The organism is uncultured Pseudomonas sp. (genome assembly GCF_913774235.1).
Taxonomy (GTDB): Bacteria; Pseudomonadota; Gammaproteobacteria; order Pseudomonadales; family Pseudomonadaceae; genus Chryseomonas.
The window spans coordinates 1-13,142 of sequence record NZ_CAJYDW010000015.1; the positions used below are offsets into that span (position 1 = coordinate 1).

The following is a 13,142-nucleotide window of genomic DNA, read 5'->3' on the forward strand; positions in this document are numbered from 1 at the left end:
GCTCAGCAATCGCAAAAAACTCATGAATTCACGAGTTACTTGTGTTGCTGATAATCTTGCGACATCAGACTTATCTCACAAGCACCCACACGAATTGCTTGATTCAACTTGTTAAAGAGCAGTTGGCTGCGACCGGAGCCGCTAACCGAGGCACGCATTCTACGCTAGCCTCACATCCTGTCAAGTGTTGATTTGAACTTTTTCGTTTCAACTCAACCACTTGCGCTTGCCTGACCAGTTCAACCGATCGCGGCAGCGGGAGGCGAATCCTACAGCATCCTAAGACGCTGTCAACCCCTCCCCTTCATTTCGTTACCACCCGAAGGTGAAGACCAAACGGCGAAGAATCCCTGGACCCCTCGCCCGACTCAGACCTAAGTGCTTGATTTTCAAGCCGCTTCAGCGTCTGCGCCGGAAGTGGGGCGCATTATAGGGGAGTTTCGCAGCAGGTCAACAGGTTATTTCAACTTTATTGCGGAGCGTGGGCGCGAATGAGCTGCGCCATCTCTGCAACCGCCTGCTTGAAGCCGACGAAGACGGAGTGGGCCACGATGGCGTGACCGATATTCAGCTCGTTGATACCAGGCAGCGCCGCTATGGCCTGGACATTATGGTAATGCAGACCATGGCCGGCATTGACCACCAGCCCGAGGCCAGCCGCGAATTCCACGGCCTGGGCCAGGCGCTGCAACTCGTGCGCCTGCTCTTTCGAATTCACGGCTTCCGCGTAGCGACCGGTGTGGAGTTCGATCACCGGAGCGCCACTGTCCTTGGCGGCCTGGATCTGCTGTAGATCGGGATCTATAAAGAGAGAGACTTCGGAATCGGGCAGCGCGGCAATGGCGTCGCGAATGCGCTGGACCTGACCGAGCACGTCCAAACCGCCTTCGGTGGTCAGTTCTTCCCGACGCTCGGGCACCAGGCAGACGTGCTCCGGGCGGATCTCCCGGGCGAAGGCCAGCATTTCCGCCGTCAGAGCCACCTCGAGATTCATCCGGGTCTGCAGGAGGTCACGCAGCAATCGTACATCCCGCTCCTGGATATGCCGGCGATCTTCGCGCAGGTGCAGGGTGATACCGTCCGCGCCCGCCTCTTCGGCATCCAGTGCGGCCTTGACCGGATCGGGGTAGCGCGTCCCGCGCGCCTGACGCAGGGTGGCGACATGATCGATGTTGACGCCCAACAGAACACGACGAAGCTCATTCATGACTGGATTCACTTGGTTTGGCGAACAATTCGCGACTCATCAGGGGCTTGCTGCCCAGGTGTGGCGCCAGGGCCTGGCGCATCAGGCGCTTGGCCGCGCGGACTACGGTGGGATCGTCCCACTCGCCTCGTTCGAGCGCCAGGATTTCCGCGCCGGCGAGACAGCCGGGGCGGACCTCGTCGACCGCATCGAAGCCTTGGTCCGGCAGAAAGCGATAGAGCCGCCGAGCCTCTATGTGCTGGCCATCCAGGGCATGGGTCAGGGAAAAGCCGTAGCCGAGCAGGTCGAGCAGGCGCCACTCGAAGGTACGCAGCAGCGGCTCGACGGGACGCCCTTGGGCCAAGGCCGCCAGGGTCAGGCCGTAGAGCTCGAACAACGAGGGATAGGGGTCTTCGGCAGGCAGCAGGCGGATCAGGAGTTCATTGAGATAGAAGCCGCTGAACAATGCCTGCCCTTGGAGCAAGTGAGGCGGCGCCAGGGCAGCCACTTTTTGCAGGTTCTTCAGCTCCCCTCGGCCACCGATCTGGGCTTCGAGGGGGATGAAAGGCCTGGCCAGGCTTCCGGAACGGGAGCGGGCCGCGCGTAGAACCGTGCGCACCCGGCCGAAGGCACCGAATACTTCGACCAGGGCGCTGCTTTCGCGATAGGGACGTGAATGCAGGACGAACAGCGGTTCGGACGCCTGCGTCATCGCTAGAGGTCGGAGTAACCCAGGGACCGCAGGGCGCGCTCGTCATCGGACCAGCCACCCTTGACCTTGACCCAGAGGTTGAGCATGACCTTGGCGTCGAACAGGGTTTCCATGTCCTGGCGGGCCTCTTGGCCGATGCGCTTGATGCGTTCACCCGCCTGGCCGATGAGGATCTTCTTCTGGCCGTCGCGCTCGACGAGGATCAGGCCTTGGATATGCAGCACCCCGTTCTCGTACTTGAACTCCTCGATCTCGACGGCGACCTGGTAAGGCAGCTCAGCACCCAGTTGACGCATGATCTTCTCGCGGATCAGTTCCGCGGCGAGGAAGCGACTGGATCTGTCGGTGATCTGGTCTTCGGGGAAGAAGTGCTCGCCTTCCGGCAGGCGCTCGGCGACCAGCTCTTCGAGCGCCTCAAGGTTGTGGCCATGCTGGGCGGAAATCGGGATGAGCGTAGCTTCCGGCAATTGCTCCTGCAGCCATTGCAGGTGCGGCAGCATGTCGGCCTTGTCTTCCAGACGGTCCATCTTGTTGACGGCGAGCAGCACCGGGCACTTCACGAAGCGGACCCGCTCCAGCACCATCTGGTCTTCGTCGGTCCAGCGGGTGCGATCGACCACGAACACCACCACGTCCACGTCGCGCAGGGCGGTGACGGCGGTCTTGTTCATGAAGCGATTGAGCGCCTTCTGGTTTTCCTTGTGCAGACCTGGGGTATCCACATAGATGGTTTGCACCTCGCCCTCGGTCTTGATGCCGAGCATGTTGTGCCGGGTGGTCTGCGGCTTGCGCGAGGTGATGGCGAGCTTCTGCCCGAGGATGTGGTTGAGCAGGGTGGACTTGCCGACGTTGGGACGGCCGACGATGGCTACGTAGCCACAGCGCGATGCCTTGAGCTCATCATTCATGACCATTCTCCACGCCCAGGGCGATCAAGGCCGCCGAGGCGGCTATCTGTTCGGCGATGCGGCGGCTGGCGCCCTGCCCCGTCGTCTTCTCGCTGAGCATCGCGATTTCGCATTCGACGAAGAACACTCGGCAATGGGGCTCGCCTTCGATGGCGACCACTTCGTAGCGCGGCAGCTCGCAGGCCCGTGCCTGCAGGAATTCTTGCAGGCGCGTCTTAGGATCCTTGTTGGTATCGACCGGCGTCAGCTCGCGCAGTTGCGGGCCCAGCCAGGCCATGACCCGTTCCTTGGCCGCGTCCATGCCGGCGTCGAGGTAGATGCCACCGATCAGGGCTTCCATGGCGTCGGCGAGGATGGATTCACGGCGGAAGCCACCACTCTTGAGTTCACCAGAGCCCAGGCGCAGGTAATCGCCCAGTTCGAAGCTGCGGGCCAGCAAGGCCAGGGTCTCCCCTTTAACCAACTTGGCCCGCAGACGGGACAACTGGCCTTCGCGGGCCTGGGGGAAGTGCTCGTAGAGGGCTTCGCCGATGATGAAGTTGAGGATGGCGTCACCGAGGAATTCCAGGCGCTCGTTGTTGCGACCGGCGAAACTGCGATGGGTAAGGGCGAGCAGCATCAGGTCCGGGTCCTGGAAGGTATAACCCAGCCGACGCTCGAGGCGATCTAGAGATAAAGTCACGGGAGATTTATACGGAAATCACGGTTGAATCGAACGACCAGATCAATGTTGCGAATCAGGTGTTCACGTTCTTCGTAGTCGAGGTGAACCAGCAGACGGTTGCCGTCGACCTCGACGCGCATGGCCTTCTGCAGATCGAGATCACGGATGTCGTTCACCTGCATACCCTTCCCCACATAGCTGTAGACGTCGGACACGCTGCGAATCTGCTGGTCGTGGTTGTCGCCAATGGATTCGATGACCTTGCTCAGGGCATTGTAGTCCATGTAGTGCGGGATGAGCTTGAAGGCGGTACTGGCGAGGAAGGCGATGATGCAGAGCGCCAGGAGGCCGCCGAGGAACGACAGACCTTGCTGACGAGACGGACGACCGGGCGCACTGCGATCTATCATCGAATGATACCTACGCGGGACAGGGTGGGCATGCTCTGCAGCTTGGGTTCCGGCCAGCTCAGCCAGACGGCGAAGGCCTTGCCGACGATATTGCGGTCGGGAACCATGCCGAGCAAGTCGCGCGGGATGTTGGGGTCGTCCCAGTAGCGGCTGTCGTTGGAGTTGTCGCGATTGTCACCCATCATGAAGTAGTGGCCCGCAGGGACCTTCCACTCGTGATCGGGCTCCATGCGATAGCGGGTCATCTCTTCGCGGATCAGGTGCTCGGCCTTGCCGAGTTGCTCCTTGAACAGCTTGACGCTGCCCAGCGAGCCGGGTTCGTCGCCTACCAGCTGTTCGCTGACGTGCTGGCCGTTGATGTACAGCTGCTTGTCGCTGGTGTAGCGGATGGTATCGCCCGGCACGCCGACGACGCGCTTGATGTAGTTGACGCTGGGATCGCTGGGATAGCGGAAGACCATGACGTCACCGCGCTGCGGATCGCCGACCGGGATGACCTTGAGGTCGATCACCGGCAGGCGGATTCCGTAGGCGAATTTGTTCACCAGGATGAAGTCACCCACTTCCAGGGTCGGCTTCATGGAACCCGAGGGAATCTGGAAGGGCTCAACCAGGAACGACCTGAGGATCAGCACGATGGCCAGGACCGGGAAGAAGGACTTGCCGTACTCGACCAGCGCCGGCTCCTTGTTCAGCTGTTCCAGCACGACCGGGTCCGGCTCGCTCACTTGCTGGCCGTAGGTCTGGATCGCCTTGCGTCGGCGCCGCGCCAGCACCAGCAGATCGATGAGCGCCAGCGCCCCACAGACGGCGACGGCAATTACCAGCAGCAGAGGGAAGTTCAAAGACATGGGCTTCAGCTATCCACCTTGAGCACGGCCAGGAAGGCCTCCTGAGGAATCTCGACGCTACCGACCTGTTTCATGCGTTTCTTACCCGCTTTCTGCTTTTCCAGCAGCTTGCGCTTACGGGAGACGTCACCGCCATAGCACTTGGCCAGGACGTTCTTGCGCAACGCCTTGACCGTGGTCCGAGCGACGATCTGACCGCCGATGGCCGCCTGGATCGCTACGTCGAACATCTGCCGCGGGATCAGCTCCTTCATCTTCTCGGTCAGGGCGCGACCCTTGTAGTGCGCCTTGTCGCGATGGACGATCAGGGCCAGGGCGTCGACCTTCTCGCCGTTGATGAGGACGTCGAGCTTGACCAGGCTGGCGGCTTCGAAGCGATCGAAGCTGTAGTCCAGCGAGGCGTAGCCGCGGCTGACCGACTTGAGGCGGTCGAAGAAATCCAGGACCACTTCGTTCATCGGCAGGTCGTAGCTGACCTGAACCTGGCTGCTGAGGAACTGCATGTCGCGCTGGACGCCACGCTTCTCGATGCACAGGGTGATGACGTTGCCCAGGTGCTCCTGGGGCACCAGGATGTTGGCGCGCACGATGGGCTCGCGCATCTCGGCGACGGAAGCCAGGTCCGGCAGCTTGGAGGGGTTGTCGACATAGATGATGCTGCCATCCTTGAGCACCACCTCGAAGACCACGGTCGGTGCCGTGGTGATCAGGTCGAGATCGTATTCCCGTTCCAGGCGCTCCTGGATGATCTCCATGTGCAGCATGCCGAGGAAGCCGATGCGGAAACCGAAGCCGAGGGCCTCGGAGCTTTCCGGCTCGTATTGCAGGGCGGCGTCGTTGAGGGTCAGCTTCTGCAGAGCCTCGCGAAAGTCCTCGAAGTCGTCGGAACTGACCGGGAACAGACCGGCGTAGACCTGCGGCTTGACCCGCTGGAAGCCCGGCAGCATGGCGACGTCCGGGGTAGCGCTGAGGGTCAGAGTGTCACCGACCGGGGCACCGAGGATTTCCTTGATACCGGCAATGATGAAGCCCACCTCGCCCGCCTTGAGGTCGACCGTTTCGGTGTGCTTGGGCGAGAAGACGCCGACGCTGTCGACCTGGTGGATCTTGCCGGTGGACTTGACCAGGATCTTGTCGCCCTTCTTGACCCGCCCGTGCTTGACGCGCACCAGGGAGACGACGCCCAGGTAGTTGTCGAACCAGGAGTCGATGATCAGCGCCTGCAAGGGGGCATCGATCTCGCCCTCGGGCGGCGGGATGACCTTGACCAGTTGCTCAAGCACCTCGGGCACGCCCATGCCGCTCTTGGCGCTGCAGGGTACGGCGTCGGTGGCGTCGATACCGATGATGTGTTCGATCTCGGCCTTGACCTTCTCCGGCTCGGCCTGGGGCAGGTCCATCTTGTTCAGCACCGGCATGACCTCGAGGCCCTGCTCGATGGCGGTGTAGCAGTTGGCGACCGACTGGGCTTCCACGCCCTGCCCGGCGTCCACGACCAGCAAGGCGCCTTCGCAGGCGGCCAGGGAGCGGCTGACTTCGTAGGTGAAGTCGACATGGCCGGGGGTGTCGATGAAGTTGAGCTGGTAGGTCTTACCATCCTGGGCCTTGTAGTACAGCGTGACGCTGTGGGCCTTGATGGTGATGCCGCGCTCCCGCTCCAGATCCATGGAATCCAGAACCTGGGCCTCCATTTCCCGGTCGCTCAAACCACCACAGATCTGGATGAAGCGATCCGCAAGGGTCGACTTGCCGTGATCGATGTGGGCGATGATGGAGAAATTGCGGATATGGCTCAGATCACTCACGAATCAGCACTCGAATAGCCAGCAGCGGAACATCCGCCGGGAAAATAGCGGGGGAGTTTACCTGAATGCGGCAAACAAGGGGACTCGCGCCGTTCGAGCGGACAAAAAGAAGGGGCAGTCGCCCGCCCCTTCCGGATGATGCCTGCCTTTACTTGCCGGGCAGTTTGAAGGTGATGAAGCTGGCGCGCCCGTCGCGGACCACGCGCATCGAGATGGGGCGGCTGGCCGGCAGCGCCGAGGTGATCTTCTCGAAGGCGCTGGCCGATTCGATGGGCTGGTTGTTCAGGTGGGTGATGACATCGCCCGGGCGCAGGCCGATGGCGGCAGCGGGGCCATCGCCACTGAGCTTGTTGATCACCACGCCCCCCTGGATATCCAGCGTCTTCTTCTGTTCGGCGGTCAGGTTGGCCACGGCGATGCCCAGGCGATTGCTCGCCCGATCGGAGCCACGCTCGCCACCGGAGGCCAGGTCGTCGTCCTTGGGCATGTCGCCCACGGTGACGCTGATGTTCTGCCGCTTGCCTTCCCGGATGATTTCCATGTCGGCCTTGGCACCTGGCTTGAGATTACCGATCAGGTGCGGCAGGTCGGCGGACTCCTCGATCTTCTGGCCGTTGACCGAGAGGATGACGTCGCCCACCTTGATACCGCTCTTGGCGGCCGGGCCGTCGTCCAGGGTCTGGGCCACCAGAGCACCAGCAGGACGGTCGAGACCGAAGGACTCGGCGAGGTCCTTGTCGACTTCCTGGATGACCACGCCCAGCCAGCCCCGGCTGACCTTGCCGTCGGCGCGCAGTTGGTTGGCCACGTTCATGGCGACGTCGATCGGGATGGCGAAGGACAGGCCCATGAAGCCGCCCGAACGGGTGAAGATCTGCGAGTTGATCCCCACGACCTCGCCCTTCAGGTTGAACAACGGACCGCCGGAGTTGCCCGGATTGATGGCGACGTCGGTCTGGATGAAGGGGACATAGCTTTCGTTGGGCAGGCTGCGACCCTTGGCACTGACGATACCGGCCGTCACCGAGTGGTCGAAACCGAAGGGCGAGCCGATGGCCAGCACCCATTCACCCACTTTCAACTGGTCGGAATTGCCCAGCTTGAGGGTGGGCAGGTCCTTGGCGTCGATCTTGAGCAGGGCGACGTCGGTGCGCGGATCGGCACCGATCAGCTTGGCGGTGTGGTCGCTGCGATCAGAGAGGCGCACGATGATCTCGTCGGCGTCGGCGACCACGTGATTGTTGGTGAGGATGTAGCCGTCGGGGGAGATGATGAAGCCGGAGCCCAGCGACTGAGCCTGCTCCTGCTTCCCGCCACGCGGACTGCGCGGCATCTGCGGAATGCTGCGCTCGAAGAATTCGCGGATGCCGGGCGGCAAGCCATCCAGGTCCGGCATGCCCATGGCATTGGCGCCACGGCCTTCCGGGATCTTCTGGCGGGTACTGATATTGACTACTGCAGGGGATGCCGCCTCGACCAAGCCGGTGAAGTCCGGCAAATCGGCCCGAGCCATGGCTGCCATTCCCATCAGCCAAAGCCCCATCAGGGCAGCCGTATAATGCTTGAAGTTACGCATGCGCGTGCAGCTCCACGTTATCCAATGACTTGAACGCATCGTTGGCGACTGCCGTCCCCAAAAGGGCGAGCGCAGTCAATGACGACTGGCAGCAGAAATAGCACGCCCTTGCTGAACGATAGCTTTCGAAGCATTTTCCCGGGCCGGTGAAAGACGCGAGACACAAAAAACGGCGACCGGACAGAGTCCGGTCGCCGTTTTGAGGCGAAGCCAGCGGATCAACGCTGGGCAGGGGTTTCCTGCTGGTCACCAACGGCAGGCTGGTCAGCCTTGCGGTCGGCGTTCGCCTTGGTGCTTTCTTCGCTGAAGCTGGCCAGGACGGCCGGGCTGCGAGCGGGTTGCGGCACGCTCAGCTGGCTAGGAGTCTGCTGGGCCAGGCCCTGGGTGGACACGTCAGCCTGGTTGTACATCCGCACACCCGCCAGCACGGCGAAGGTGACGGAGGCAGCGACCGCGACGCGACCGATACCCGACCAGCGACGGCTGGCGACCGGCGCGACAGCGGGAGCTGCCGGTGCCGCGGCCACTTCGTCGCGTTCCAGGGTACTGGTGACACCACGGGCGATGTCCAGGTTGGGCATCATCGGCTCGCCACGAATGACGGCACTGACCATGGCATAGCGCGACCAAGTGGCGCGCAGTTCCGGGTCCTTGCTGACCTCAGCGAGTACACGCCGGGTTTCGAATTCGTCCGCTTCGTTATCCATAACAGCGGACAGGGATTCCAGCAGGGCTTCACGACTCATACGTATTACCTCTCTAAAAGCTGTCGCCGCTGTCTATGCATCACGCAGCAGAGGCTGCAATGCTTTGTCTATCGCTTCCCGAGCTCGGAAAATCCGAGACCGGACCGTTCCCACCGGACACTGCATGACATTCGCAATGTCCTCGTAGCTGAGGCCTTCGAACTCACGAAGGGTCAGCGCCGTGCGCAGATCTTCCGGGAGCTGCTGGATGGTACGGTGCACGGTGGCCTCGATTTCATCCCGTAGAAGAGACCGCTCCGGGGACTCGATATCCTTTAGAGCGTGGTCGCCTTCATAAAATTCCGCATCTTCGGCGCTGACGTCGCTGTCCGGTGGACGACGACCCCGGGCAACCAAATGATTCTTCGCCGTGTTGATAGCGATGCGATAGAGCCATGTGTAGAAAGCACTGTCCCCACGGAAGTTCCCGAGTGCCCGATAGGCTTTGATAAAAGCCTCCTGAGCGACGTCCTGGGCTTCCTGGGTGTCGTGCACGAAACGCACGATCAAACCGAGGATCTTGTGCTGGTACTTGAGCACCAGCAGATCGAAGGCACGCTTGTCACCACGTTGCACACGCTCGACGAGCTGTTGGTCCTGCTCCTGCGTCGGCAGGACCGGCTTGCTATCCTTGGCTTGCAGTTCGGTATCGTCCTTGCTTTCACTCTCGAGGCGCGCTGCTAGACTGGGCTGTTGCACGAAAGTTCTCCCCTCCACAGCAGTTGATGAGCGAGCATTCAATGGCTGCTGATCGCTCCTGGGTATTGCTGATTAGCTTTGGCAGACGTCCCATCTCTCCTGCAGGCATTCCAGCCACACGGATGGGCAATTATCTGTACATAGACCCGGCTCGGTGCCCATGAGTTCCCTGATCGGGCCCTACGGGTGGCTATGCCGTCAGCCACCTTGTTCCTATACTCGCCGACCCGGCGAGAAGGAAACGACATGGCGCGTCACCTGGAATTCGATGTTCTGGTAATCGGCAGTGGCGCGGCTGGCCTCACGCTCGCCCTCAATCTTCCGGCGACGCTCTCGGTCGCGGTGCTGAGCAAGGGCGAGCTGGCCCAGGGTTCGACCTATTGGGCCCAGGGCGGCGTCGCCGCCGTGCTGGACGAGGGCGACACCGTCGAGGCGCACGTGCAGGATACCCTAATCGCGGGCGCCGGGCTGTGCGACGAGGACGCCGTGCGTTTCACGGTCGAGCACAGCCGCGAAGCCATGCAGTGGCTGATCGACCAGGGCGTGCCCTTCACCCGCGAACCGGCCGAGGGCAAGGGCGGCCTGGGCTTCCACCTGACCCGCGAGGGGGGCCACAGCCATCGGCGGATCATCCACGCCGCGGACGCCACCGGCATGGCGATCTTCGACACCCTGCTGCGCATCGCCGAAGGCCGGCCCAACATCCAGCTGCTGAGCCAGCGGGTGGCGGTGGACCTGATCACCACCGAGAAGCTCGGCCGACCGGGCCCGCGCTGCCTGGGCGCCTATGTGCTCGACCGGACCAACGGTCAGGTGGACACCCTGCACGCCCGTTTCACCGTATTGGCGACGGGCGGTGCCAGCAAGGCGTACCTCTATAGCACCAACCAGGACAGCGCCAGCGGCGATGGTATCGCCATGGCCTGGCGCGCGGGTTGCTCGGTGGCGAACCTGGAGTTCAACCAGTTCCACCCGACCTGTCTCTATCATCCCCATGCGCGCAGTTTCCTGATCACCGAGGCCTTGCGCGGGGAAGGCGCCGTGCTGCGGCTGCCGGATGGCGAGCGCTTCATGCCGCGCTTCGACGAGCGTGCCGATTTGGCGCCGCGCGACGTGGTAGCACGCGCCATCGACCACGAGATGAAGCGCCTGGGAGTCGACTGCGTCTTCCTCGACATCAGCCACAAGCCGGCGGATTTCATCCAGGAACACTTCCCCACCGTCCATCGCCGCTGCCTGGAACTGGGCATCGACATCACCCGCGATCCCATCCCGGTCGTGCCGGCGGCGCACTACACCTGCGGCGGCGTAAGGGTAGATGCGCACGGACGCACAGAGCTCGCCGGTCTCTATGCCATCGGCGAGACCAGTTGCACCGGCCTGCACGGCGCCAATCGCATGGCCAGCAACTCATTGCTGGAATGCTTCGTCTATGCCCGCTCGGCGGCGCTGGACATCCAGGCGCAGGAGAAGCAGGTGGCCATGCCGCGCGAGCTGCCGGACTGGGACGCCAGCCAGGTGACGGATTCCGACGAGGACGTGGTGATCGCCCACAACTGGGACGAGTTGCGGCGCTTCATGTGGGATTACGTCGGCATCGTAAGGACCACCAAGCGCCTGCTCCGCGCCCGGCATCGCATCCGCCTGCTGATGGACGAGATCGACGAGTTCTACAGCAACTACAAGGTCAGCCGCGATCTGATCGAGTTGCGCAACCTGGCGCAGGTGGCCGAGCTGATCATCGAGAGCGCCCTCGCCCGCAAGGAAAGCCGCGGCCTGCACTTCACCCTGGATTATCCCCAGACCGATAGCCGTGCCCGGGACACTATCCTGGCACCGCGAAGCGGCGAGGCGCGAAGCGAAGCCTGACCCGCAGACGGCGGTGGGCTGCGGCGGACAGGCTGTCCCGGGCGAGGCACAGGCTGCGGGTCCGGCATTCGCCGGGGAACCGATAGCGCAGGACGATGAGCCACGGCAGCGCCAGGCTGTCCGGCCGCAACTGGATGGCCTGCCAGCCAGCGGCCGGAGACCAGAGCTGCCAGCCCTCGGCGTCATGGCGCAGGCGGCGGGGCACCTGGGGATACTGGTGCCGAAGTTGCCGATAGCGCACGCGCTGGCCTGACCAGAGCACGAGCAGGGTGAGCAGTGGCTTGAGCGTCCAGGGGATAGCGGCGAGCCAAAGGCCGACGAGGCCAGCGAGCGTTATCGCGGCATGCAGCCGCAGGAGCGTCGGCGAGGCGCCCCAGCTGCATTCGAGAGGTTCAAGCCGGCTGGACACGGTCCAGGATCATGCGGACGATAATTTTCAGGTCGGCGTCTTCGGGTTCGCCGCGCTGCATGAACCAGTGGAACATGTCCTGATCCTCGCATTCGAGCAGCTTGCGATAGCGGGCGCGGTCCTCTTCGCCGAGCGAGGAATAGACCTCCTGGACGAAGGGCACCAGCAGCACATCCAATTCGAGCATGCCGCGACGGCTATGCCAGTACAATCTCTTGAGTTCGGTAGCTTCGGTACTCATGGGGACTCCTGCGACAATCGGCGCAGTATAAGCCCGAAGCGCGTCGCCGCGCAGTGCGCCTGACATTCCCCCCGGCGGAGCCTATGATGAGCGGCTTCACACGACAGGGAGCTTCCGCCGCAATGGCCGACTCGCCATATTTCTGCCGCCTGGCCCATGAGGGCATCCTGGCCATCCGGGGTGCCGACGCGACCAAGTTCCTGCAGGGCCAATTGACCTGCAACCTCAATTACCTCAGTGACGACCAGGCCGGCCTGGGGGGGCGCTGCACGCCCAAGGGGCGCCTGGTCTCTAGTTTCCGTATCGTTAGGCAGCCCGACGGCTATCTGCTGGCGCTGGCGCGGGAGCTGCTCGAGCCGCAACTGACGGACCTGAAGAAATACGCGGTGTTCTCCAAGTCGGCCCTGGCCGACGAGAGCGCCCAGTGGCAACGCTTGGGCCTCGATGCCGCTGGCTTCGCCGCCACCTGGCCCGAAGCGGTCCTGGGCACGGCGGCCAACAGCGTCGCGCCACTGGCCGGCGGCTTCGCCATCCGCCTGGAGGATGGTCGGGTGGAGGCCTGGCTGGGAGCGGACGCCGCGCTGCCGGCGCTACCGGAGGTCGGCCTCGATGTCTGGCTGCTGGCGCAGGTACGCGCCGGAGTAGGCCAGGTGTTCGGCGCAACGCGCGAGCTGTTCGTGCCGCAGATGATCAACCTACAGGCCCTGGATGGCGTGAGCTTCCGCAAGGGCTGCTACACCGGCCAGGAAATCGTCGCCCGCATGCAGTACCTCGGCAAGCTCAAGCGGCGTCTCTATCGCCTGGCCAGCAGCGACGCGCCTCCGGCCGTGGGCATGGCGTTGTTCTCGCCGGTGCACGGCAGCAGCGTCGGCGAGGTGGTCCTGGCCGCTCCCACCGCGCACGGCTGTGAGTTCCTGGCGGTCCTCCAGGCGGATGCCGTGGAAGACGGACGCATCACCGTCGGCAGCTCGGACGGGCCAAACTGCCGTTTACTCGATTTGCCCTACTCACTCGATAGCGATCGTGAAATAACGCGCTGAAAGGTTGGGATCGCCTTCCGCGCCAC

At 63.1% G+C, this 13,142-nt stretch carries 14 protein-coding genes; 2 read left to right on the forward strand and 12 right to left on the reverse strand.

Going from position 1 to position 13,142, the window contains the following annotated elements; genetic code table 11:
* Window positions 1-469 precede the first annotated feature (469 nt).
* The 10 genes from pdxJ to rpoE all read right to left on the reverse strand — a co-directional run bounded on the left by pdxJ (window position 470) and on the right by rpoE (window position 9,473).
* Complete coding sequence (gene pdxJ / locus QZ471_RS15020) at window positions 470-1,207, reverse strand: pyridoxine 5'-phosphate synthase (protein ID WP_295465142.1); 738 nt, start codon at window positions 1,205-1,207, stop codon at window positions 470-472.
* Complete coding sequence (recO, locus tag QZ471_RS15025) at window positions 1,200-1,898, reverse strand: DNA repair protein RecO (RefSeq protein WP_295465144.1); 699 nt, start codon at window positions 1,896-1,898, stop codon at window positions 1,200-1,202. The genes pdxJ and recO overlap by 8 nt, the downstream gene beginning before the upstream one ends.
* Before the next feature lie 2 nt (window positions 1,899-1,900).
* Window positions 1,901-2,806 (reverse strand): GTPase Era, encoded by a 906-nt coding sequence (gene era / locus QZ471_RS15030; protein WP_295465146.1) that lies wholly within the window; start codon window positions 2,804-2,806, stop codon window positions 1,901-1,903.
* The gene (gene rnc / locus QZ471_RS15035; RefSeq protein WP_059225865.1) at window positions 2,799-3,488 is read right to left on the reverse strand and encodes a ribonuclease III; all 690 of its coding nucleotides are present in this window, start codon (window positions 3,486-3,488) and stop codon (window positions 2,799-2,801) included. The genes era and rnc overlap by 8 nt, the downstream gene beginning before the upstream one ends.
* Window positions 3,485-3,880: a DUF4845 domain-containing protein gene (locus tag QZ471_RS15040; protein WP_295465149.1), complete on the reverse strand. Its 396-nt coding sequence runs from the start codon at window positions 3,878-3,880 to the stop codon at window positions 3,485-3,487. The genes rnc and QZ471_RS15040 overlap by 4 nt, the downstream gene beginning before the upstream one ends.
* Complete coding sequence (gene lepB, locus QZ471_RS15045) at window positions 3,877-4,731, reverse strand: signal peptidase I (RefSeq protein ID WP_295465151.1); 855 nt, start codon at window positions 4,729-4,731, stop codon at window positions 3,877-3,879. Before lepB ends, QZ471_RS15040 begins: the two co-directional genes overlap by 4 nt.
* A 5-nt stretch (window positions 4,732-4,736) precedes the next feature.
* Window positions 4,737-6,536: a translation elongation factor 4 gene (lepA, locus tag QZ471_RS15050; RefSeq protein ID WP_295465154.1), complete on the reverse strand. Its 1,800-nt coding sequence runs from the start codon at window positions 6,534-6,536 to the stop codon at window positions 4,737-4,739.
* Between the two features lie 148 nt (window positions 6,537-6,684).
* Window positions 6,685-8,112 (reverse strand): DegQ family serine endoprotease, encoded by a 1,428-nt coding sequence (locus tag QZ471_RS15055; RefSeq protein WP_295465156.1) that lies wholly within the window; start codon window positions 8,110-8,112, stop codon window positions 6,685-6,687.
* A 218-nt stretch (window positions 8,113-8,330) separates the two neighbouring features.
* Window positions 8,331-8,858: an RseA family anti-sigma factor gene (locus QZ471_RS15060; protein WP_295465158.1), complete on the reverse strand. Its 528-nt coding sequence runs from the start codon at window positions 8,856-8,858 to the stop codon at window positions 8,331-8,333.
* A gap of 33 nt (window positions 8,859-8,891) precedes the next feature.
* A complete protein-coding gene (rpoE, locus tag QZ471_RS15065) occupies window positions 8,892-9,473 on the reverse strand; it encodes an RNA polymerase sigma factor RpoE (protein WP_026083736.1) in 582 nt (193 codons plus the stop codon).
* Window positions 9,474-9,803: 330 nt separating this feature from the next.
* Between rpoE and nadB the strand changes: the two genes are divergently transcribed.
* Window positions 9,804-11,426 carry an L-aspartate oxidase gene (gene nadB, locus QZ471_RS15070; protein WP_295465160.1) on the forward strand — a complete coding sequence of 541 codons (1,623 nt, stop codon included), beginning with the start codon at window positions 9,804-9,806 and terminating at the stop codon, window positions 11,424-11,426.
* Here the strand turns inward: nadB and QZ471_RS15075 are convergent.
* Complete coding sequence (locus QZ471_RS15075) at window positions 11,383-11,835, reverse strand: protein YgfX (RefSeq protein ID WP_295465162.1); 453 nt, start codon at window positions 11,833-11,835, stop codon at window positions 11,383-11,385. The two genes, nadB and QZ471_RS15075, sit on opposite strands and share 44 nt — an antisense overlap.
* A complete protein-coding gene (locus QZ471_RS15080) occupies window positions 11,819-12,076 on the reverse strand; it encodes a succinate dehydrogenase assembly factor 2 (RefSeq protein ID WP_295465164.1) in 258 nt (85 codons plus the stop codon). The genes QZ471_RS15075 and QZ471_RS15080 overlap by 17 nt, the downstream gene beginning before the upstream one ends.
* A 122-nt stretch (window positions 12,077-12,198) precedes the next feature.
* Here QZ471_RS15080 and QZ471_RS15085 point away from each other — a divergent pair, with 122 nt between their 5' ends.
* Window positions 12,199-13,116 carry a folate-binding protein gene (locus QZ471_RS15085; RefSeq protein WP_295465166.1) on the forward strand — a complete coding sequence of 306 codons (918 nt, stop codon included), beginning with the start codon at window positions 12,199-12,201 and terminating at the stop codon, window positions 13,114-13,116.
* The last annotated feature ends 26 nt before the right edge of the window (window positions 13,117-13,142 follow it).